This window comes from Oligoflexus sp., from assembly GCF_035712445.1.
Classification (GTDB): Bacteria; Bdellovibrionota_B; Oligoflexia; order Oligoflexales; family Oligoflexaceae; genus Oligoflexus.
In genome coordinates, this window is sequence record NZ_DASTAT010000055.1 from 1 (window position 1) to 20,737 (window position 20,737).

Genomic DNA, 20,737 nt, shown 5'->3' on the forward strand with positions numbered 1-20,737 from the left:
ATGCAGATAAACCCGTGACGCGGCCCCCAGGCCTCCAAGGTTCACTCCATCCGCCGTGAAGACAAGGACAGTGGGGCGTTCGGTGCCGACTGTCAGAGCGGGGTTATCGGTGAATCTTAGATCGTTCCTCACCCAGATGACATCGGCACTTCGCATGAACTTTACACCCGTTTGATATTGGCCAGGAGCCTGTCGAGTTCTTCCAGGGAAGGCAGCTCGCGCAGCCTTTCCGATTGCATCGATTTTTCCCCGCGCGGCATGCCACCGACCCAAACCTCGCACACCTTGGGCAGACGCTTCATCAGGTCGTCAAGGAAGTTACGGTTGGCCTCGGTGTAACCATCGAGGGGCGGCAGACCCACGACCACGCAGTTGGCTGAGAGGGCCTCGGTGGCTTCGGCCAGCGAAGCCGCGGGCAGGTTGGGCCCAAGGTAAAAGGTGGGGTAGCCGTGATACGCGCAGAGCACCGCGGCCACCATCACCCCAAACTCGTGCAGGTTGCCCTCGGACGTTGCCAAAACAAAGGACTTCGGCGATTTGGTATCGCCCATCATCGCATGCGAATGAGTCAGGAGATAGAAGAGCTGCAGCAGGTGATACTTCACGATCGCCGAGAGCGCATGCTCCTGGCCTATGGTGAATTCATCGCGGGCCACATACTCACCGATTCGCGACATCAGAGGTAAAACGACCTGAAAAAGGTACTCGCGCACACCATATTCGGCCTTGGCCTGCTGCAGGAGCACGTTGATCTTCACCAGCTCGTAGCGGCTGACGGCCTCTTCGATCCGCAGGGCCAATTCCTCGGCTCTGGAATTCTGCAGCGCCACCGCATCGCCCATGTCCGGTGTCTGCGCGGCTTCGTTCAGAAGACTGCTGAGTTCCGGCAGGGTATGACTCGCAATGTTTCCAATCAGAAAACCCTTGCGAATCAAAAGAGCGATCAGTTTCAGTTTCTCCAGATCCTCGATGGAATAGACCCTGCGGCCGTTTTCCAGGCGCCTGGGTTTGACAACGCCGTAGCGTCTCTCCCACGCGCGCAAAGTGTGTTCGTTAATGCCGGTTAGCTGGCATATGGTTTTGACGCTCAGTTTATCCTCGATCAATGTCAACTCCAGGGTGGAAGCTCCTTCCTGCGCGCTGCCTTATGAAGATCATCATGCGGCTTGTGCACAGGAATAAGCCTTGGATATGATGATCCTAATCTTCCAAGCCGGCTTGCACAAGTCAACCCCTCCCTGCACAAGTTTTTACCGAGTAATCAGAACCCGCGAACCGGCTTGACGACTCCCTGCGAAAATTTATTGAATTGCTTAACGCAATCCATGAGTTAGGAGAAAAAGCGAGGTGCTTTCGCTTTTCTCTGACTCTTTCTTTATAGCAGGCCATGAATAGGTTTTGCATCAGAATAATCATGCTAATGCTGTTCAGCAGAAAGAAACTCGCGGGGGACCGCGTGGCTGCCCAGCACAAAGGGGCATGCCGGTGTTGAGGCGCCCGAGGAATTGTCTTGGGAAAAAAGCTGGGAGTGCCTGAATTAGGCAAAGGGAGTTGCTTCGAAACAGCCATGGCGGCAGTTGCGTTTCCTGATCCAGGTGGATGATTGAGGAAAATCGTGGCCACTAATTTTCCTACTCAAGGTCCTTATAGCAAATAATACACAGCTTTTGTACAGGGTTTTTTTAACAGAAGCTGCACAAGTTTGCGCAGGTCGAGGACGCTTTCTGGCCCCGATTTCGGTCAAATCCATAAACATTACAGACAAATGTAATGTGAACAGGTATTGAATTAGTATTGTTGATTCATTTTTTATGCAATCTCAACGATGAAGACTTGCCAAGACATCATAAGAAGTATAATGACAATGCCTTGGCGATGATCGGAAAAGAGGATGACCTATGCCGAAGACGAACAAATCCCTGCGCAGTCAGCCTATCAACCTGCCACCCGAAGCGGCTGAACTGGGCGCCGTCACGCGAGCCACAGCGCGCGCTGTACAGAAACAGCAAAGCGCTGTGGAAGCCGGTCGCCGCATCCTGGATTTGACCGGAGAGAATACCGAGCGCGAAGGTCTGCGCGACACGCCTCAGCGTTTTGCCAAGGCCTACCAGGCTTTGCTGGACGGCTATAACCTTAGCCCGGCAGAAGCCGTCGGTAAAGGCGTCTTTCCCAGTGAAGGTCAGGGCCTCGTAGCAGTCGAGGACGTCGAGTTCTATTCCATGTGCGAACATCACCTGCTGCCCTTCTGGGGCAAAGCCACGGTCGCTTACTTTCCCGGTGAAAAGATTCTGGGCCTTTCGAAGATTCCCCGTCTCGTGGATGTCTTCGCTCGCCGCGTGCAGGTTCAGGAAAGGATCACCCAGCAGGTGCTGGATGCCGTGCAGAATCTGATCAGCCCGCGAGCCGTGATGGTCAAGGTCCAGGCCCAGCATCTCTGCATGATGATGCGCGGCGTGGAAAAGCAGCAGTCGCAGACGACCACCCAGTCCATCTATGGCTTCGACAATCTCCAGGACTATGAAAAGCAGCAGCTCTTGCGGCTGATGAAGTAATGAAAGAAAGCGTCCTGAACGAACCCTCGTTTCGGCTCTTTCTTGTCTATCGGCTGCTGGTGACCCTGGCGATTCAGATGCAATCGGTGGCGGTCGCCTGGCAGGTCTATAATCTTTCACATAGCGCCCTGCACCTTGGTTACGTGGGCCTTGCGATCTTCCTTCCGAACCTTCTTTTTGCCTTGCCGGGTGGGCGTGCGGCCGATCGCTATCCGCGAAGGCGGACCATGCTCATCAGCATCAGCCTGATTCTTCTGACCTCGGCCTCGCTGCTTCTCTCCCATCTTTTTCCCCGGAATGGACTCGGGCAGATTTATATCACGCTTGGCCTTCTGGGATTGGCGCGGGCTTATTACGGCCCGGCGGCCACTGCCTATCTTGCCCAGCTTGTGCCGACCCATCAGCTGCCGCGGGCGGTCGCTATCAATTCCACTGCATTTCAGCTGTCCACCATCATGGGCCCGGCCTTGGCGGGTGTGATTGTGGCTCTGCCCGACGCTTCGGTGGCCACGGTGTATGCGACCTGTCTCGTCTTTTTGCTGGCCGCTGTTCTGATCCTTCTCAGGCTGCCGATGCTGCCGGTTCCCGGCGGACCAGGTCGCGATCTGGACATCCTGGGCGGGCTTCGTTATGTCTGGGGAAACAAGCTGATCCTGGGCGCTATTTCGCTCGATCTTTTTGCTGTGCTTTTAGGGGGCGCGGTCGCTCTTTTGCCGGTCTTCGCCCGGGACATCCTGCATGTGGGGGCGGCGGGGCTCGGAACGATGCGGAGTGCCCCGGCCTTGGGTGCGACGCTGATGGCGATCTATCTTTCCCTGCGGCCTTTGAAGGGCCATGTCGGTCATAAGATGCTCGGGGCCGTGCTGCTCTTTGGCATCGCCACCGTGGGTTTCGGACTGTCCAGGAACTATCATTTTTCCCTCGCTTGCCTTGTGCTGCTGGGCGCCACCGATATGATCAGCGTGGTCGTGCGGCAGACTCTGATTCAAACTCACACGCCGGATGTCATGCGAGGCCGGGTGAGTGCTGTGAATATGGTGTTCATCGGCGCTTCGAATGAACTCGGTGAATTCGAATCAGGCGTGACTGCCGCCTGGCTTGGCACTGTGCCGGCTGTGGTGCTGGGGGGCGTTGGAACCTGTCTTGTCGTTCTGATTTGGTCCCTTATCTTTCCCACTTTGCGTAAAGTCGACAAGCTCCACCTCGGACAGTAGACGCTCCTTGGGTATACGAATGCTGGCCGTTGCGCCCTGTCCTGAACCCGGACTCTCCAGCTTCAATTCGAGTCCGAGATGCCGACAGGAATTGGCCGCATAATGAAGGCCGAAGCCATGACCCAAAGATTTGGTGCTGAAGCCGAAACGGAAGAGGCGGGATCCCACTTCGTCATCGAAACCATGACCGTTATCCTGGATGAAAAGAGTCAATCCCTCGTCATCCCGCGCGGTCGCAAAGCTGATGCGCCGCTGACCCTGGCCCTCGGTGGCGTCGATGGCGTTGCGAATCAGAACCGTCAGGATGCTTTCAAAAAGAAACCTCTCGGTCAGAAACGTTGCATCATGCTGCACCTGCATTCGCTCCTCGACGCGATGACGGCGGAAGGTTCCGAAGTAAAGGAGGAGCGTATGATGCAGAAGCTCCGAAAGCTTATAGGCCTCGGGGCTTTCGCTCTGATGCACGAAGGCCAGCTGGGACGAGATCGCGGCCATGGCCATGCGCACGTTATCGATCAGCCCGCGCAGTATCCCCTGAACATGCTGAAGCGCCTCCTGCTCGGCCGCCTCCAGCCTTGTGATCATGGGCTGCAGGGATTCGGTCGCACGCGGATCGGTTTGCCATTTTTTCAAAAAGGCCATGGTCAGCTGTCCGGGAGCATCGCGCTCCATATGTTCGCGCAAAAGCGTGCTCTGGATATTGAGCGAGGTGATGATATTGCCGATATTGTGCAGGGTCAGCGCGGCCACTTCCGACTGGCCGAGGCGCTTGGCGGTATCCAGCAACTCCTTCTGGGCATCGATCAGCTGACGGTTGCTGGTCTCCAGTTCCTGGTTCTTTCGTTCAAGATCGCGGGTCGTCTGATTCAGTTCGGCCGTGCGCCTCTCCACAAGGTTCTGCAGATGCCGGGAAATCACGAGGCGCCAGAGATAGGCCACGGCCATAATCAAAAGGCCCAGGGAAGCCAAAAGGATCCAGGCATAGGACATGCGCACGGTGTCTGCGAGCTGACGTGAGGCGCTGGACGTCCCGACGGTCAGGCGCAGATTCCACCCCAGCGACGGCGCATAGGGGGGCGCCTGAAGAAAGGATGAACCGCTCATGAAATCACCATCATCGGTCTCAATCAAAGACCAGATCTTGGCTGCCCGTGATCGATCCGCTGTCCCAGGGTAACGGGCCGGACGTTCATTCGCACCCTGGAATTTAATCTGGGCGCCCGCCTCGGCCATGCGTTCACCTTGAGCATTGATCAATTCCAAACGGGCCACGGAGAATCCGCCCGCGTGAAACATCGCATAGGCCTGATCGAGTTCCTTTTGTATCCACCGCACGCCTACGCGCAGGGCTATCACCCCGCGCACGGTTCCCTTGGAATCGGTGATGGCTGAAGCGAAGGTGGTCGTGCGCGCGTTGCGTCCATCCATCCAGGCGAGGTACGGATCCGCTGCGGGGTCCTGCACATAGGTTTGCCCGGAAAGGGCCACCTGAAACCAGCGCTCCTGCCTGAAATCATAGGCCCGCAAGGGATCGAGTTTCAACGCGTCGCCTTCCGGTCCCAGCGTGTTGCTGCCGATGAGCCGGCCTCGGGTATCGGTGACCAGGACCAGATCGTAAATCTGATACAGCTGCACAAAAGTATTCAGTACCTCGGCGATCGCTTTGGGATCCATCGATTGGACGGCAGGGTTTCTGGCAAAAGCATACAGATCGTAATAACGTTCGTTCATCTGCGAACCCAGGCCGTGATGCACGGCGACGGACATGGCATCCATGGCATCAAAGAGAAGGCTTTGGGCCTGATCCGCGAGGCGTTTAAAAAGCAGAAGGGAACCGACGGCCATGGCCAGGATCACAAGGCCCACCACGAGGAGCACCTTGAAATCGAGACTGCGGATGGAATGAGAGAAAACTCTGAATCGGTTCAAGCCGCCTCCTTCGGGGACTGGCGGCTATATTGGCGAATCGAAGAGACCTTGTCAGCAGAAAATCAGCCTTTCAAAAGTTTCTCAATATCCGCCGTGATCGCCTCCGGCTTCACCGTCGGCGCATAGCGCTTGACGACCCGGCCGTCTTTATCCACCAGGAACTTGGTGAAGTTCCACTTGATATCCTTGAAGATGAAGCCGGGTTTTTCTTTCACAAGGTACTGGTAAAGGGGATGGGCCTTGGGCCCTTTCACATCGATCTTGGCGAACAGCGGAAACTTCACGCCGAAATTCATTTCACAGAAGGATTTGATATCCGCCTCGGAGCCGCTTTCCTGCTTGCCGAACTGATTGCAGGGAAAACCGAGGACCGTGAACTTCCTGTCTTTGTAAGTTTCATAAAGCTGCTCAAGGCCCTTGTACTGCGGCGTGAAGCCACAGCCACTGGCAGTATTCACGATCAGAAGAGTCTGCCCGCGGAAGTCAGCAAGGGATTGCTCATGGCCATCGATTGTCTTGGCCTTAAAATCGTAAATACCCATCGAAAAGACTCCTCAAAAGGAAAGTGGTCAACGGTTCCATTCATCTTTGCCTGAGCCGCCTTCGGCAAACAAGCACAATTTGAAATCCCCGCTTGCAGAAATCCCCTAAAGGTATCCGGCATTTGCCAGCAAAAACCCGCTTTTGCGCGACTCCATTCCGCTGTCATTGTCATTTTTTCAAAGCTTTCCCCCATGTTAGCTCGAAAAACTCGAACGTTACGCAGACGAAAGTGACAGAAAATGGCAGCCAAGCTCCTGATTTACATAGGGAATTTTATGGTTTAACTCTTGCAAGAACAAGGGCAATTGGGGAGGGAACCGCTTATGCGTAACATTCGTTATGGTCTTTACGCTTTGGTGCTGCAGCTGACGGCCTGCTCGGAGTATCCGATGAGCAAGCTGCAGAACGCGCCTTTGAATTCACGGACCGTCTTTCAGCGCAAGGCCCAGGTGGCTCTGCGGGAAGCGACCGATGCTCTGAGCGATAGCAACCATCGCGGCCTGCAGGGTGCCGGTGGCATCGGTTTTCGCCTCCAGGAGATCGTGCAGCAGACCTGCACCAATCAACCCGATGGCGCCGTCATCAGCATCCAGTCCTCGCAGACTTCGACCTTTGCGATGGATTCCATGGAAAAGAATTACCAAAAAGATATGTTCGTCAACGCCCAGGTGGAGCGGTCCTATAAGCTCGTGGGCGAGGATCTGGAATGTGCCCGTAAGCAACCCATCATCGAAGTCGACCTGGATCGTGAGCTGGTGAATATGCAGCTTGATGTCAAACATCGGCGCGAGGAAAAGACCTACATTTCCGAGCTGCAAAAACCCAAGGCTCCAGAAAAAACGGAGGCGACCGCAGCCGAAAGCACGGATGGGACCGCACCGGCCACGGATGAAGCCGCAGCCGTGCCTCCGCCCCCACCCTCGCGGCAGATGACGGCGATCAGCTCGCTGGTCGAGGGAACGCGCAAAGTCACCTTCACCGCCGCGCTCGGCGAGAACAATGATGATGTCAGCTACAGCAAGGAATCGCAGGGCACAGGCACCCGCCGGGAAACCGTGCAGTCCACCGAAAACGGTGATCAGGAGCTGAATTTCACCGTTCAAAGCCAATTCAAGATGGTGGATACCTATGATGAAAACGCCCGCGACCGCGCGGTCGGCCGGGGCCCCATCCGCAAAGAGATCACGAGCGGAACCGTGAAATCGACTCTGGCCGGCCAGGGTTCGGTGGAAACGACCTTCTCGGACCTCAAGCTAGAATTCACCCAGGGTGCCTGCAAAGCCGTCTCGGGCAAGGTTCAAAGCCGCTTTATGAATGAAGGCGAGACCACGCCGCGGAAAACCGTGGACTTTGATGTGGCCAGCGGCTCGGTGAAAGTCACCGTGATGTCAGAAAGCGAAAACGCCGATCCCCTTATGGATCAGGCGGATATCCTGTCGTCGATGGACCTGCAGAAGGAACTCTGCGCGCAGGATGCATTTTTGGATTGATCCATTGACCGCGTTACTTGGCTGGCACCGGAAAGATCGGCTGCCAGCTCTTTTGCTCCATCAGCCGCTTCATCGCCTCATTGAAGCGCCGGATGAGGATTTCGCCATGCGGTTCCTGCCGCGAAATAATCAAATGCCCGTTGAACGAGAGTTCCAGGTCGTCTTCGACCACCTTATGCCCCTTGCGCTCGTGAATGGCCGCCTGATCGGGATGCATCATGAGAAAATCAATCCGACCATTGCCCAGCATCTGCTGACACTGCGCGGGATCGTTGACATAAACGAGCTTCACCTTCGCGTCATTCTTTAATCCATTCCAGATGGTGCTGCCCAGAGTATCGCAGGTAATGCGATGCTGGACGTTGTCGAGCGTCAGGCGCGGGAGATCGAGGGATTTTCTGAGGACAGCGACCGTGGGCTTCACAAAAAGCGGATCGGAAAAATAGAAATCCTTTTCGCGTTCGCTATCCCGATACCAGGGAAAACTTGCGAGGTAAGTGGTCTTCTGCGTTTCCAGATAGGCTCGTTTCCAGGGCATGGGTTCGATTTTCGGTGTCAGCCCCATCTCCAGAAAGATCCGTCTGACATTCTCCACCAAAGGGCCGCCGCCGGGCTGCTCAAAGTCGATGGCTGGTTTATACGATTCCCCTGTCGCCAGCTTCACAAGCGAATCACTCGATTCCGCAGGGCTGGTCAATCCCAGAAAGGCCCAGGCCAGCCAGCGCAGCTTCCACAGTGTCATGTTCCCCACCGCCCCTTTCATGAGTAAAAATATGTGCTCGTCTTCAAAATAATTGAATTCAGGACCCAGGGGAAGATCTTTTACACCCATGGACATGAACAACAGATGCGGAGCTTTCATGGAAGAGATCCTTCGACGCATGGTTTCCATCTTCATGGCCCTGACCGAAACCGCGGCGCTGATCATCATATTTTTCGGAGCGCTGCGCGCCTTCATCCTTTTTATCGTGAACACTCTGAAACGTCGTTCCGCGGAAAGTTTTATCGTCGTGCGGCTGGACCTTGGGCGTTTTCTTGCTTTAGGATTGGAATTTCAATTGGCCGCTGATTTGCTCCGCACCGCAGTCGCGCCCTCCTTTGAAGAAATCGGAAAATTAGCCGCCGTGGCCACCATTCGGACAGCTTTGAATTACTTTTTGAGCCGCGAGATTCGAGAGGAAAGAAAGGAAGTGTCGGTTGACAAGGTTTGAGTCCCAGAAGATCCGTGAACGCAGCATCTACAGTCTCTCCGGTCCCGTCCTTTTTGAATTGCTCATGCTTTTTATGGTCCCCGCCGTGGACGCCTACTACATGACCCGCGTCTCGCCCGAAGCGGTGGCCGCCGTCAGCGCCGTGCTGCCCGTGACAGGGCTGGGCTTCATCCTTTTCGCACCCTTGACCCAGGCCGGTTCCAGCGTAGCGGCGCAGCACCTTGGTGCGAACAATCACCAGCTCGCCGGCCTGACCTTTTCTTCGCTGCTCGGTTTGAATATCATCCTGGGCCTTTTCATGAGCCTCGTCTTCATCAGTTTCGCCCCCTATCTTCCGGAATTCGTGGGGCTGACGGGAAGCCTTGCGGATCTGGCTTCGCTCTATATCCGCGCCTTGGGTTTCGGCTATGTGTTCCTGGCCATGAAGATGACCAGCTCCGGAATCATGAATGCCCTTGGTCGCACGCAGATCAATATGTGGGCAGCCGTGCTGATGAACGCGGTGAACCTGGGACTGAATCATCTCTTTGTTACAGGCGCCTTGGGTTTTCCCAAGCTCGGCGTCATCGGGATAGCCGCGGCCAGTGGCATTGCCTGGTTAGTCTCGTTTCTGGCCGCGCTTTATTTCTGTCATCACTACCTTGCAAGGCCGAAGGTCATAGCCGCGAGCCTGCCCGCTGTGCGGGAAACCCTCGGGCATGTGCTGAGAATCGGTCTGCCTTCGTCTTTGGAACCACTCTCCTATCAGTTAAGCCAGGTCGTGATCAGCCGCATCCTCGTGAGCCTGGGAGTCCTGGCCGTGACGACCAAGGCCTACGTCGCGAACATCACACTTTTCTCGCTCCTTTGGGGTGCGGCTTTCGCCAGCGGCACCCAGATCAAGATTTCACATCTGCTCGGGGAAAGGTCCTTCAAGGAAGCGACCTCGCAACTTGTGTCGGGCGTGAAGATCGCGCTCTTCGGCTGCACGGTCCTAAGCCTGATCCTGGCCATCGGCGGCCCCTGGTTTTTGCGCATTTTCACCGAGGATCCTGACGTTCTGCGGCTCGGCTGCCAGGTGTTGTGGGTGGCTGTGTTTTTGGAATGGGGTCGGGCGCTGAACGTCATCGTGGGAGCGGCCTTGCGTGCTTCAGGGGACGCGAGGTTCGTGGCCGGGTTCGGCGTGACCAGCATGTGGCTCCTGGCGGTCACGGGAGCCTATGTGATCGGTGTGGAAGCCGGACTCGGACTGCTCGGCATCTGGCTTGTGATGAGCCTGGATGAGCATCTGCGCGGCTGGGTCAGCCTGCGGCGCTGGATGTCGGGACGCTGGCAAAGTAAAACCGTCTATCGCTGATTCTGAATAGCAAGCTGACATAAGTCGTTTCAACTCTCTATCCTCGCTGGGAACACTCAAGTACCATGTCCCTGCTCATGCAAAGAGTCCCGACCCCCCTGGTAGGATGGGGGCACTTAGCCCAAGCCTGAGGAGTAACCAATGAGTAATTTTGAACAGGACAAACTCAAAACCTCCAGCATCGAGGAGGAAATTCTCGAAGAAGAGACCGATGAGGAGGACTCCGAAGAGATTGAGGTCGACACGGAAATGTTTGCCGAAGGTCTGGTGCGTTTCCCCTGTTTCGAAAGCGTTCCCAAGGAAAAGAACGCCGAAGAAATCTTCGATCTCGTGTTCGAAGCCTATCAGGATGAGAACCTTCTGGAAGAGCAGGATCACGTCGTGGAACTCCTTCTTCACCTGCAGGATGAAGAAAGCCCGTTCAATCTGAGCCGCGCTCTGGAAGTCTGGTCGCATGATGACCGTCAGGCCTTCCTGGAGCTGGTGGATGAACTCTGCCAGGAAGCGGATGAGCATGACGCCGAAGAAAGCACGACCTGATCAGGATTCGTCCGTTTCCATAAGCGGATCGCGACCCAAACTATGAGCCGTGCCGCGGCTCATGCCCAGCTCCTGAGCGATCTGTTCGTAACTCAGGCCCTGGGCGCGTTTCTCGCGAACCAGCTGCTGCTGCTCCTCGGTATAACGCCGGGGGCGGCCCAGCGTCACTCCCCGTTTCTTCGCAGCGGCCAGTCCAGACCGCACCCGCGAGACTATCGTTTCCCGCTCAATTTCTGCGATTTCGGAAAACGCCGCGAGCATCGTGCGACGGAAGGGATTATCCAAACCCAGATTCAGAACGGGCTGCGTGATGGATATGAAACCCACGCCGGCCTGGTCCAGGATCAAAAGCGTTTGAATGGCTTCGGTCGCATTACGGCTGAGGCGGTCCAGCCGATAGACGACGATCGTATCTATTTTTTGTTCGAAGGCGGCTTTCAAAAGCGCCTGGTAGGCTTTGCGCTGCGTGGTTTTCCCGCTGATCCCGTGGTCTTTGAATTCCTTGATGCTGAGCGGTTTTTTGCTGTCCGGCAGGGTCCCCAGCCAGGCCTGGAATGCCGACTTCTGGCTGGCAAGGTCCTGGCGGTCGGTGGACACGCGATAGTAGACGCCGAGATGCTTCATGCCCTCTCCCATGGGGTGAAACCGTTCCCTTCATCCTACAAATTTTCAGTTAAAAGTGCGACCATCCAAAGGAAGTCCACGCCATGGAAGGTTTCCACGCAGCCGGCTTTGGGCCGCGGGACGTATTCGACCGAATGCCGCTGCCAAAGATAATCGGCGCGCCGATCGCAGTTGCGGGGCAGACGTTCATTCGGGAATTGCGGCATCTCCAGAAGTTTTTGCAGGAGCATGGCCTGGGTTTTCCAGGTCAAAGCCCCGGCGCTCCTGAGTTCCATGTATTCAAAAAAAAGATTGGGGCGATCGAGGGTCGCCAGCTGATGACCGACCCAGACCCAACGCTGATCCTGGATTTTCGGTGTTCCAAGCGGGCCGAAGGCGGTATCAATCAGTTCGGAGACGCTGCGGAGCGCACTGCGCGGCTGATGATCGGTAAGTTCGAGTTCGATCCATAGCGTCAGAGCATTGAGATGCGCGGTATAGCCAGGCTGGGCCATCCAGGCGTCGACTTCCAGCGTGGAAAAACCAAGGCGCACGTCCTCAGGAATTTCCCGAAGGGGCACACCATACTGCTGACTCATCAGGCGCATGATAGCGCCCATTCCGGGACTCATGCGGCTGACATAAAAAGGGCCGTCATCTATAGACCCGCCGGTATCCTCGACGATGCTCAGAAGTTTTTGCAGCTGCCGAACTTCGGCCGGCGGACTCTGGGTCATGGCCACGAGCAGACCGACTATCATGTCGCGTGAGGTGCTTTTTCTACGGCATTTGGGATGACGAATCCAGCGGCCATTTTGAAAGGCGTTTTCTATACCACGCCAGGCTTGATAGGCTTTATCATGCCAGCCGAGTTTCATCAAAGCGGTGAAACGCAAGGACGAGAAGAGAAGACTGTCGCATTCCCCAGACGGTCGGCCATCGCTGTGGCGGTTGACCACCATGCCCTGTTCCAGAAAGCCTTCTTCAAGCCATTGGTTGTAAAGATAGGCTTTCTCGCGGGCGGCGATGCCGAGCCTCTGCCATTCCCCGCGCCAGTAATCGGGATTCTCGGTGGCGCTGGCGCGCAAGCGGGCAGTCAGCTTTTGAATGGAATGGCGATTCTGCTGCAGGGTCCACACCACCGAGGCCCAGCAGAGGGTCATAAAAACCGATATCAACAGGACCCGACGCATCTGCACCCCGCTTAGGATAACGATTCCGCCCTTCCCTGCCGCTATCGGCTTCTTTATTGTATTTCTCAAGCCCCTTCATTTATTGTATAGTTTTCGATACCTACGAGACGGTTGTCACCAATAGGTCACAGATGAGACCTGGAAAAAAATTTTGCTTTTTATTTGCCGCTCTCGTATTTGATGAAAGTTGTCTTCGAGGAACTTCTCGTTGAGTCCCTCTGCAACCAATGGTTTCGCACTTACATGGAGAACGTAAAGATGAAAAGACAGCTCACCTGCCTCGCCCTCATTCTCGCCCTCGGTAGCAGCGCCTGCGTGACGAAAGATGCCACGACTGACCAGAACGAAGTGTCCGGCGCAACCGTCGGTGCTGTGGCTGGTGCCGTTGCTGGAGCCGTCTTGGGCAACCAGGTGAAGGGCGACAAGAACACTCGTCAGAACGCACGTATCGCAGGCGCCGCTGCGGGTGCAGCCATCGGCGGTGGCATTGGTAACTACATGGACAAGCAGGAAGAGAAACTGCGTCAAAAGCTGCGCGCAAGTGGCGTGAGCGTGACACGCAAGGGTGATCAGATCGTTCTGAACATGCCTGGCAACATCACCTTCGAAACCGCCAAGGCTCAGATCAACCCTGGTTTCGAAAACGTCCTCGACAGCGTTGCTGAAGTCCTGAAAGAGTACAAAGACACAGCGATCGAAGTTTCGGGCCACACCGATAGCCGCGGTAAGATGGAAGCCAACCAGGTTCTGTCCAAGCAGCGCGCGGATGCCGTTGCTCAGTTCCTTCGTCAGAAGGGCGTTGCTCCTGCACGTATTTCGGCAGTCGGCTACGGCCAGAGCCAGCCTATCGCGGACAACGCGACTGAAGAAGGCCGCGCTCAGAACCGCCGCGTGGAAGTTCTCTTGACTCCCAAAGGCAAGTAAGGATCGCGGCTGCATTGTTTCGAATGCAGCCAGGGTTTCGAAAATGGGCCGACCCCTGGGGTCGGTCTTTTTTTATTCGGGAAGAGATTTTTTCAGGTATTCGTAGAGGGCCTGGAAGGTGCGGACGTTGATTTTGCCGGTTTGCCGCGTGTTGTTTCCGCAGAGGGCTACCGGATGCGATTCCGGAACGGACTCGGCGTTTTCCACGATGAGTTCCCAGTCCGTGGCCGCGGTTTCGGAGGGGCATGTGACCTGGGGACCTGAGGCCAGTTCCAGGGAGGCGACATACTTATCGAGTTCCTGAGCCTGCGCCGGGGACAGGGTCAGCTTTTTTTCAATGCGCTCGGGACTGCAGCGGCAGGCGCTGAGCTGGAGTTCGCGGCTTTTACGAATGAAGCGATAGCTGGTTTCGTTGCCGCAACCATTCTCTTCCACGCTATCGGTCGGACAGGTCGATGAGCGGTGGATTTCCAAGGCCTTCGCACCCTGCGCCCAGGCCTGACGCACAGGCACTTCCGGCATCTCCGTATTCACTTCGACATTCGGATTCAAAAGCTGAATGCCGCTCGGATCGTCGGTGCCATAGAGGTTTTCGCTGGAATCATTCGCACCACTCGGGTGCTTGCAGGCAATCAACCCCAGAAGCAAACAGCCAGCTAACAGCTTAGCGCGCGGCATAATTCCCTCATTGGTGTGAAGAATATGCCTATTATACAACCGCTCTCATGAAAGAGCCAGCGGATCGGGGAAGGAAGACGGGCACTTCGAGCACGAGATGACGACGGGCGGTGGCAAGGCGGGAGACGGGCGTTGGCAAGACGGGAGACGGGCGTGGCGGAAGACGACGGGCGTGGCGGAAGACGAAGCCGCGCGAGACGGCTGCGGCGACGGCCTAGAGTGCCAGCTCGTCGAGGTCGGCAAGCGATTCTTCGACTTTCTCGGGTTCGTGAAACGTAGCGATGTGGAACAGAGCGTCGCCTTCATGGACGACCGGCAGCATGGAGGCGCAGATGACGATACCTTCCACGCGGGTGCGGACGGTTTCGATTTCATCACCGTAAGGATCGGAGATGACGCCGATGACTTCGTCCTTGTGAACGTGTTTGCCAATGCGGGCCAGTAGACGGATGATGCCGCTGCGGGTGGCGCGGATCCAGTAGCTGCTCTTGGCAATGAAGGGCTTTTTTTCAGCCGATGTCAGACGCGGTGGACGCTTTTGGGTATCAAGCATTCCGATTTTGTACATGACCGAGATGATGCCATCGAGGGCCATCTTGATCACACGATCGTCAAAGCGAAGAGCCTCGCCACCTTCGAAGAGGAGCATGGGCAGATCGCGCTCCAAAACCGCCTGGCGCAAGGAACCATCCCGCACATTGGATTTGATGATCACGGGAATGCCGAAGGCTTCCGCCAACTCAAACGTTTCCGCGTGATCAATGTCCGCACGAATCTGCGCCAGGTTCCGGCGATGGACCGCACCCGTGTGAAGGTCGATGCCATGCGTGGCCTTCGAAACGATTTCCGTCATGAACACATGCGCAAGCCGTGAAGCCAAAGACCCATTGGGCGACCCGGGAAAGGAGCGGTTCAGGTCTCGACGATCAGGCAAGTACCTGGAAAGATTATTGAATCCAAAGACGTTGACGATGGGAATGACGAGCAATGTCCCGGAAATTTCCTTGAGCTGCCGCATATCGAGAAGACGCTTGCAGATCTCGACACCATTCAACTCATCGCCATGCACGGCCGCCGAGACGAAGAGCGTCGGGCCTTCGAGCTTGCCGCGAATCACTTCGACGGGAATATTGATATCGGTGTTGTCGTAAAGCTTACCGATCTTTAAATGTATCTTCTTGCGCTCGCCGCGCTTGATGCTGTGACCGGAGATTACAAAAGGCGTCGTCTCAGGGCTGACTTCGTCTCCCGACACGTTTTCGCTCACAACTTATCCATCCACTGAAGTTTTGCCATCATCCTGGAAGAGTGGCTTGCCCACCGGACCAAAGCCCAAGGGCTGGTTGTTTTTCTTGTCTCGTTTGACAGGCACGGCTTCTTCCATCGGCTCCTTGTCCTTTTCCTTTTTATCGCGAGCCGCCTGTTTACGCAACTGAGCCTGAGCTTCATACTGCTGCTTCCGACGTTCCGCGTCCTCATCAGCCAGAAGATGCCAGGCCCGCTGGTACTCGTCGAATTTCTCGGGGCGATACTTGATCGCCTTGTCAAAGGCCTCCAGCTCCCCGCTTGAATAGTACAGCCGGGGCAGATACTGACGGGCGACCTCGGGGAAATATTCGTTGTCGATCAGCTGCTGCAGATAAGGAATGCACTCTTTGATGCGATTGAGCATGAGCAGCGCCTGCACCGCATCAATGCAAAGGAAATTCGGCTTATTGAAGCGCTCAAAGGCCATCTCGATCAGGCGCAGAGCAAGCTTCGGCGCGCCGGAATAGAGATAAAGGTCGATCAGGGGCAAAATGATGGACATTTCAAAAATGCCCTGTTTGATGGCGGAAACCAACAGTTTTTCCGTCATCTTGATATCATCCTGGCGCCGATAATAGAGCGCCAGGGCGGCCGTCGCGACGGGAGCCTTCTGACCGCTCTGGACGATTTCCGTCAGAATACGAAAGCCGGTCTGAATCTGGCCTTCCGCCATCTTCGCCGCGGCCCTGCGCACATCGACGAGGTAACCCTGCGACCACTTTTCGCAGAGCTGATCCATCCCTTCCAGAAGGGTCTTCGGTGAAATAGGCTTCGGCACCATCACGGGGTCACCCATGCTGGCCATGCATTTGAAGTCAGTCTCATTGTGCTGGGAACAGATGATAAGAGTCGGCGTGATGCAGGCGACCTGATGGAAAAGCTGTTCCCTTTGAATGATCGCCGCAGGATCCTGCTCGGTATCGTCGATGATCAGCATCGAGGCCTTGCCGATCGCCGTGTTGGCAAAAGCCGCTTCTTCCGAATTGGTCGTTTCAAGTATCTTCCACTCGCGCTTCGAGAGGATATCCTTCAGCTCGATGCCGATCGCTCTTTGACTCGTGCTATAGGCGATGGCCCAGCGATTTTCCCAGGTTTCCGCCTGCTTTTTGATGCGAATACCCACTTCAGCCCCCTAGACGGCGTTGCCCATTTGCAGCTCTTTGATATAGCGCCCGACTTCCAGCATAAATTCACGCGGCGGATTGAGGAAGGCCATCCCCATCTTATACTTCTGAATCGAATAGCCCGCCTCCGCCGTCGTGGTGCGTTCCCTGATACGCTTGGTCCAGCGCAGTTCCAGGCCGATCGGAATAGGCTTCATCATCGGAAAAACCAGCTGGGCGCGCGTGCAGGTCGGATTCGCTTCGACCCAATTCAAAAGCGCAGGAAAGCGCGTTTCCACGCACACGCCACCAAAGCTGATGTCACTCACCGAGGCCCAGCTGGCCAGCGGCTGATAGAGTCCAAAGACAGGAGGCGCGGCGATGTCATTCGCATCGATGATCCAGGCCTTGGGATCGACGAAAGGCATCCGGTCCTCGGCGGTTTTAAAACGCTGGGCTATGCGCCGCTCGGCCTTGGACAGCGTCGCAGGAAGGTTGACGTAAACTCCGGCCGGAGTATGCTGGATCACGGAAGTGTTGAAGGCGATCCTTTTATCCGTGCCGAAGACTTCGACGATCAGATCCGAATGCGGCAGAAGACGAGCCAGGCCATGATCGGAAATGCTGCCGAGCACGAAAGAAGGCGGACGGGAATTGAAGAAGGTATCCCCAAAGGCGAAACGCACACCCAGTTTCCGCTCCTGAACGGGACGTATGATGCCCTCGGCCCGTGTATCCGAAAGTTCCGTAATGATTTTGCGTATGATCGCGGGATCCGCTATTTCACCGGAAGGGGCGTAACGACTCATAGTTCACCTACCCTGAAGGCTTTCCCCCTATTGTAACATAAGAGTTTAGAAGTCGCGCGCCAAACCAAAACGGAGGCCACTTTCCTGAAAGCGCCCGGTGACGGCGCCAGCGGACTGACGGGTATTATAAAGATAGAGACCGAGGAAAGGCTGCATCGACCAGACGGTCAGAGGCGCGATCCAGCGTCCGTGGATCTCGCGGCTGCCGCTCTTCAGGAACAAAAGAGCAAAGGCGAGGCGACTCGGATAATGCTGGCTCGCCAGGTGAATTCCATAATCGGTGAATTTCTGATCGTTCTGCTGCAGCGGCATCTGCACAAGGCCCGCAACCGGCCCCAGCATAAGCGACCAGTCGGTCGTCCGCACATGAGTATTGAGAAGATCGAGCCCCAGCGCGACATGAAAACGAATCCGCTTCTGCTCGGTATTCGGCGCCTGCGCCCCACCCGCTTCATAATCCGTGCGGGTCGCATGCGTATCCAGCGTGCCCGAGATTGAAAAATTCGGCGCTAAAAAATACTGGCCGCCCCCGCCTGAACCAAGACCGGTGCTGGGTTCCGCTTCGAAACGATCCTTTTTATCTATACTGAAATCCTCGCGCAGATAACGCAGCCAGACATAGGCCTCATGCTTTCTTTGAAGAGGAGGAAGATCAGGAGCCGACGAGCGCCCCACCCAGGAAGCCATGAGACCATCTTCGGGTCCACTCAATAAATCCTTGTCTTCCGGCTCATAAACCACCTGGTCGTCATCGGGCGCTGTCACATCAAGAGCAACATCGGGCACCTTCGGCTGCTCCTTCGCAGCTCCCGCAATACCCAAAGCCTCCCAGCGAAAACGCAGATCCGTGACGGGAACATAGCGACCTTGATTCGTCAGGCCGCGCACGCGAATCAGCCAGGGCGCACCGATCTTATGCAGCCGTGCACCGAGTTCATCCGTTTCCAACCAGCGCGTGCGCACGGTATGACGGCTGACCCAAAGACGATAGCGCTTGACCTGCGGTACCGGTGACCAATCCAGGCGCGCCAGCTGCTGGTCCTGGGTCCCGTCCAAAAGAGCGAGAACGGCTTCCTGCCACAGGATTTTTTCCTGCTGCCGGACCCTTACGTAATAGACAGCCGTGTCGGGAAAATTTACGAGGTACTCACTTTTTTCACCGAGCTTCAAAGTCACGAGCACGCTCTGAAAGTTCGGATCACGAGCCATTTCCAGGGTTCCGGGCTGCTGCCCCAGAACGCCCATGCGCAGGGGAAAGACTTCGGCATATGCGGGACACAGCCCGAAACTCAGGCCCATGAGCAGGATAAACCTTGTAATCAATGGCTGCATCAAACCCCTACCCCATAAAAGGTATTTCAAAAGTGTCCTTCGGAATATTTCCCAGAGAGTTGAGAACCTTGCTGCGACCTTGAATCCAGGCTAAGATCACCCAGACGATCGGCAGCCATGGAAGGAACCTGGTCGAAATGAAATCAATCGGCATTTATTATCGTGTTTCCACCGAGAAGCAGGATCTGGAAAGTCAGAAGCATGCGGTGGAGGACTGGCTCGCGCGTCTGGATCCAGCACGGCAACCCAAACGGGTCCAAATCTTTGAAGACGAAGGTCTGAGCGGGACCGACAGCACGCGTCCGGGATATCTGGCCCTGCTCGCCGCGGCTCAGGCTCAAAAAATAGACACCATCGTGGTCTACCGACTCGATCGCTTCAGTCGTAATGCCACCGAAGCGATTCGCACGCTATTGGCTCTGGATGAAGTGGGCGTGGGATTTATTTCCGTGACGCAGCCGGTTTTGAATCTGGGTCATGAAAATCCTTTCCGCCGCACGATGCTGGCTGCGTTCGCCGAGATCGCGGAAATTGAAAGGCAGACGATCGTCACGCGCGTGAAAGCCGGACTGGAAGCGGCGCGGCAGCGCGGCGTGAAGCTGGGGGCTCCGAGTAAAATTTCACCGGAACTGAAGGAGCGCGTGCAGACTCTGCGCAGGGAAGGCCAGAGTTTTCGGGCCATCGCGCAGCAGTTGGAAGTGAGTTATGGTCTGGTGTATAAGGCGGCCCAGGAGGATGCGGCCGCCGCAGAGTGACGATCAGAACATCAAAACCGGCGCGATTTCCGCTTCGGGAGCCAGTCCATCTATATGAGCGCGAATCACATCGCGCTCCGAGATCATCGTGGTCTTGCTCATCAAAGCCTTGCCGAAGTCCTGAAGTTTCTCCTGGGTAATCTGCATCGGCAGATTCTTGCGGAACTCTATCCATAGGGGCAGCATGCGCACGGCGTTTTCCAGGTTCTGCCGCAGCTTATCCTGAAACTGCAGAGCCTGGATGATCGGATGAATGACGCTCTGCACTTCCGCGTGTTCACCAGCAAGGTCTTCCAGGTTTTTGATCAGCTTCACGAAGTTTTCGCGGTTACTATTCCCAAAGCGCAGACTGATCGCCTTCTGCAAGCCCTGGATGGCGGCGATGCTCTCGGCCGAGATTTGCGACACGCGGGCGGTATTCTGCAAAAGAAGGTCGATCGCTTCGGTAACGCGCGCCGTGGAGGTTTCCGATTCCTGGGCGCACCACTCCAAAGTCTTCTGACTGAAGACGTGCATACGCTCGACCAGCTGATCCATCGTAAGTGTCATGGGAAACTCCTGGAGATTTAGAACTCGATAAAGATCGAACGCTGATCCTGGCCTTCGGGCGGCTTCTCATTCAAAACCAATTCATAGAAGGTTTTGGTTTCATCCACCGAGGACAGCACCTTGGCCAGTTCGCGGGCCACGTCTTCCAGCTGCTCAGGAGTCAATTCCTTGTGCAGAACGTCACCGATGTTCCACCAGGCGTGCACGACGTGCGCGAGGCGCTGACGGATCGCATCCTCGAACTGCATGGATGACAAGGCTGGCAGAACCTGCTCCTTGATCCCGCTGTCGAGGACGATCAAACCTTCCAGCTGCTTTTGCACAGCGGATAGACTGAGCCTTTGGCGTCTGAGTTCTTCGTCATCATCGATGCCAGGGACCGCATTAAGGTCTTCACCGGCGGCCATCCGCTCCTGCAGCGCGTTCACCATATCATCGACGTTGGCGTTGACCTCGTCTTTTTTCTTATCGATGTCGCCGGTCGAAAAATAGAGATCATAAAACTTACGAAGGGAGTCGAAGGCCGGTTTGTCCATATAATTGGCAGACAGTTCGAAAATGGCTCCAGTGCAGGCGGCTGCACCTGCCAGCGCTGCCTGCGTCAGGGATTCGAAAATACGAAGGAAGATGACGTCCAGTTCTTCTTTCGCGATCATAGGCGATAACTT

Annotated in this window: 21 protein-coding genes and 1 pseudogene; 8 read left to right on the forward strand and 14 right to left on the reverse strand. The window is 55.9% G+C overall.

The window, feature by feature from the left end:
* Both VFO10_RS31410 and VFO10_RS10940 read right to left on the reverse strand, forming a co-directional pair.
* Window positions 1-156 (reverse strand): deoxyribodipyrimidine photo-lyase (locus VFO10_RS31410; protein ID WP_414697023.1); only part of this gene is annotated, 156 nt, incomplete at its 3' end.
* Window positions 157-161: 5 nt separating this feature from the next.
* Complete coding sequence (locus VFO10_RS10940) at window positions 162-1,106, reverse strand: MerR family transcriptional regulator (protein WP_325139954.1); 945 nt, start codon at window positions 1,104-1,106, stop codon at window positions 162-164.
* A gap of 792 nt (window positions 1,107-1,898) precedes the next feature.
* Here VFO10_RS10940 and folE point away from each other — a divergent pair.
* Both folE and VFO10_RS10950 read left to right on the forward strand, forming a co-directional pair.
* Window positions 1,899-2,552 (forward strand): GTP cyclohydrolase I FolE, encoded by a 654-nt coding sequence (gene folE / locus VFO10_RS10945; RefSeq protein WP_325139956.1) that lies wholly within the window; start codon window positions 1,899-1,901, stop codon window positions 2,550-2,552.
* Window positions 2,552-3,766 carry an MFS transporter gene (locus VFO10_RS10950; protein WP_325139958.1) on the forward strand — a complete coding sequence of 405 codons (1,215 nt, stop codon included), beginning with the start codon at window positions 2,552-2,554 and terminating at the stop codon, window positions 3,764-3,766. Before folE ends, VFO10_RS10950 begins: the two co-directional genes overlap by 1 nt.
* Before the next feature lie 15 nt (window positions 3,767-3,781).
* Here the strand turns inward: VFO10_RS10950 and VFO10_RS10955 are convergent.
* Window positions 3,782-5,611, reverse strand: a pseudogene (locus tag VFO10_RS10955) (ATP-binding protein); the annotation flags it as partial.
* A 146-nt stretch (window positions 5,612-5,757) separates the two neighbouring features.
* Window positions 5,758-6,237, reverse strand: coding sequence for a glutathione peroxidase (locus VFO10_RS10960; protein ID WP_325139960.1), 480 nt, complete (start codon window positions 6,235-6,237; stop codon window positions 5,758-5,760).
* Window positions 6,238-6,561: 324 nt separating this feature from the next.
* On the opposite strand from VFO10_RS10960, the gene VFO10_RS10965 reads away from it, so the two are divergent.
* A complete protein-coding gene (locus VFO10_RS10965; protein WP_325139963.1) occupies window positions 6,562-7,728 on the forward strand; it encodes a hypothetical protein in 1,167 nt (388 codons plus the stop codon).
* A gap of 13 nt (window positions 7,729-7,741) precedes the next feature.
* Here the strand turns inward: VFO10_RS10965 and VFO10_RS10970 are convergent, their stop codons facing one another.
* Window positions 7,742-8,590 (reverse strand): ABC transporter substrate-binding protein, encoded by an 849-nt coding sequence (locus VFO10_RS10970; protein WP_325139965.1) that lies wholly within the window; start codon window positions 8,588-8,590, stop codon window positions 7,742-7,744.
* Between VFO10_RS10970 and VFO10_RS10975 the strand changes: the two genes are divergently transcribed.
* The 3 genes from VFO10_RS10975 to VFO10_RS10985 all read left to right on the forward strand — a co-directional run bounded on the left by VFO10_RS10975 (window position 8,589) and on the right by VFO10_RS10985 (window position 10,815).
* Entirely contained in the window at window positions 8,589-8,939 is a 351-nt protein-coding gene (locus VFO10_RS10975) for a DUF1622 domain-containing protein (RefSeq protein WP_325139968.1), read from the forward strand. The two genes, VFO10_RS10970 and VFO10_RS10975, sit on opposite strands and share 2 nt — an antisense overlap.
* Window positions 8,926-10,275, forward strand: coding sequence for an MATE family efflux transporter (locus VFO10_RS10980; RefSeq protein WP_325139970.1), 1,350 nt, complete (start codon window positions 8,926-8,928; stop codon window positions 10,273-10,275). The genes VFO10_RS10975 and VFO10_RS10980 overlap by 14 nt, the downstream gene beginning before the upstream one ends.
* 141 nt (window positions 10,276-10,416) lie before the next feature.
* Window positions 10,417-10,815 (forward strand): hypothetical protein, encoded by a 399-nt coding sequence (locus VFO10_RS10985; RefSeq protein WP_325139972.1) that lies wholly within the window; start codon window positions 10,417-10,419, stop codon window positions 10,813-10,815.
* On the opposite strand, the gene VFO10_RS10990 is transcribed toward VFO10_RS10985, so the two are convergent.
* Both VFO10_RS10990 and VFO10_RS10995 read right to left on the reverse strand, forming a co-directional pair.
* A complete protein-coding gene (locus tag VFO10_RS10990; protein WP_325139974.1) occupies window positions 10,816-11,439 on the reverse strand; it encodes a recombinase family protein in 624 nt (207 codons plus the stop codon).
* Between the two features lie 35 nt (window positions 11,440-11,474).
* Entirely contained in the window at window positions 11,475-12,611 is a 1,137-nt protein-coding gene (locus VFO10_RS10995; RefSeq protein ID WP_325139976.1) for a hypothetical protein, read from the reverse strand.
* Between the two features lie 258 nt (window positions 12,612-12,869).
* Between VFO10_RS10995 and VFO10_RS11000 the strand changes: the two genes are divergently transcribed.
* Window positions 12,870-13,535 (forward strand): OmpA family protein, encoded by a 666-nt coding sequence (locus VFO10_RS11000; RefSeq protein WP_325139978.1) that lies wholly within the window; start codon window positions 12,870-12,872, stop codon window positions 13,533-13,535.
* 72 nt (window positions 13,536-13,607) lie between these two features.
* Here VFO10_RS11000 and VFO10_RS11005 read toward each other — a convergent pair whose 3' ends face one another.
* The 5 genes from VFO10_RS11005 to VFO10_RS11025 form a co-directional block, all read right to left on the reverse strand.
* On the reverse strand, window positions 13,608-14,213 hold the full coding sequence (locus tag VFO10_RS11005) for a hypothetical protein (protein WP_325139980.1): 606 nt from the start codon (window positions 14,211-14,213) through the stop codon (window positions 13,608-13,610).
* A 214-nt stretch (window positions 14,214-14,427) separates the two neighbouring features.
* Window positions 14,428-15,480 (reverse strand): succinylglutamate desuccinylase/aspartoacylase family protein, encoded by a 1,053-nt coding sequence (locus VFO10_RS11010; RefSeq protein ID WP_325139982.1) that lies wholly within the window; start codon window positions 15,478-15,480, stop codon window positions 14,428-14,430.
* A 3-nt stretch (window positions 15,481-15,483) separates the two neighbouring features.
* Entirely contained in the window at window positions 15,484-16,644 is a 1,161-nt protein-coding gene (locus VFO10_RS11015) for a hypothetical protein (RefSeq protein ID WP_325139983.1), read from the reverse strand.
* A gap of 9 nt (window positions 16,645-16,653) precedes the next feature.
* Complete coding sequence (locus tag VFO10_RS11020; protein ID WP_325139984.1) at window positions 16,654-17,433, reverse strand: hypothetical protein; 780 nt, start codon at window positions 17,431-17,433, stop codon at window positions 16,654-16,656.
* Between the two features lie 45 nt (window positions 17,434-17,478).
* Entirely contained in the window at window positions 17,479-18,765 is a 1,287-nt protein-coding gene (locus VFO10_RS11025; protein WP_325139986.1) for a hypothetical protein, read from the reverse strand.
* A gap of 137 nt (window positions 18,766-18,902) precedes the next feature.
* On the opposite strand from VFO10_RS11025, the gene VFO10_RS11030 reads away from it, so the two are divergent.
* Complete coding sequence (locus VFO10_RS11030; protein WP_325139988.1) at window positions 18,903-19,520, forward strand: recombinase family protein; 618 nt, start codon at window positions 18,903-18,905, stop codon at window positions 19,518-19,520.
* A 3-nt stretch (window positions 19,521-19,523) separates the two neighbouring features.
* Here VFO10_RS11030 and VFO10_RS11035 read toward each other — a convergent pair whose 3' ends face one another.
* Window positions 19,524-20,069, reverse strand: a complete 546-nt coding sequence (locus VFO10_RS11035; protein WP_325139989.1) for a hypothetical protein — start codon at window positions 20,067-20,069, stop codon at window positions 19,524-19,526.
* Between the two features lie 17 nt (window positions 20,070-20,086).
* On the reverse strand, window positions 20,087-20,725 hold the full coding sequence (locus VFO10_RS11040; protein WP_325139991.1) for a hypothetical protein: 639 nt from the start codon (window positions 20,723-20,725) through the stop codon (window positions 20,087-20,089).
* Between the last annotated feature and the right edge of the window lie 12 nt (window positions 20,726-20,737).

Excerpts from the sequence above, each read along its gene's own strand:
- folE (WP_325139956.1), top strand. The coding sequence starts at position 1,899 with ATGCCGAAGACGAACAAATCCCTGCGCAGTCAGCCTATCAACCTGCCA.
- VFO10_RS10950 (WP_325139958.1), top strand. The coding sequence starts at position 2,552 with ATGAAAGAAAGCGTCCTGAACGAACCCTCGTTTCGGCTCTTTCTTGTC.
- VFO10_RS10960 (WP_325139960.1), bottom strand. The coding sequence starts at position 6,237 with ATGGGTATTTACGATTTTAAGGCCAAGACAATCGATGGCCATGAGCAA.
- VFO10_RS10965 (WP_325139963.1), top strand. The coding sequence starts at position 6,562 with ATGCGTAACATTCGTTATGGTCTTTACGCTTTGGTGCTGCAGCTGACG.
- VFO10_RS10975 (WP_325139968.1), top strand. The coding sequence starts at position 8,589 with ATGGAAGAGATCCTTCGACGCATGGTTTCCATCTTCATGGCCCTGACC.
- VFO10_RS10970 (WP_325139965.1), bottom strand. The coding sequence starts at position 8,590 with ATGAAAGCTCCGCATCTGTTGTTCATGTCCATGGGTGTAAAAGATCTT.
- VFO10_RS10985 (WP_325139972.1), top strand. The coding sequence starts at position 10,417 with ATGAGTAATTTTGAACAGGACAAACTCAAAACCTCCAGCATCGAGGAG.
- VFO10_RS10990 (WP_325139974.1), bottom strand. The coding sequence starts at position 11,439 with ATGAAGCATCTCGGCGTCTACTATCGCGTGTCCACCGACCGCCAGGAC.
- VFO10_RS10995 (WP_325139976.1), bottom strand. The coding sequence starts at position 12,611 with ATGCGTCGGGTCCTGTTGATATCGGTTTTTATGACCCTCTGCTGGGCC.
- VFO10_RS11000 (WP_325139978.1), top strand. The coding sequence starts at position 12,870 with ATGAAAAGACAGCTCACCTGCCTCGCCCTCATTCTCGCCCTCGGTAGC.
- VFO10_RS11005 (WP_325139980.1), bottom strand. The coding sequence starts at position 14,213 with ATGCCGCGCGCTAAGCTGTTAGCTGGCTGTTTGCTTCTGGGGTTGATT.
- VFO10_RS11020 (WP_325139984.1), bottom strand. The coding sequence starts at position 17,433 with ATGAGTCGTTACGCCCCTTCCGGTGAAATAGCGGATCCCGCGATCATA.
- VFO10_RS11025 (WP_325139986.1), bottom strand. The coding sequence starts at position 18,765 with ATGCAGCCATTGATTACAAGGTTTATCCTGCTCATGGGCCTGAGTTTC.
- VFO10_RS11030 (WP_325139988.1), top strand. The coding sequence starts at position 18,903 with ATGAAATCAATCGGCATTTATTATCGTGTTTCCACCGAGAAGCAGGAT.
- VFO10_RS11035 (WP_325139989.1), bottom strand. The coding sequence starts at position 20,069 with ATGACACTTACGATGGATCAGCTGGTCGAGCGTATGCACGTCTTCAGT.
- VFO10_RS11040 (WP_325139991.1), bottom strand. The coding sequence starts at position 20,725 with ATGATCGCGAAAGAAGAACTGGACGTCATCTTCCTTCGTATTTTCGAA.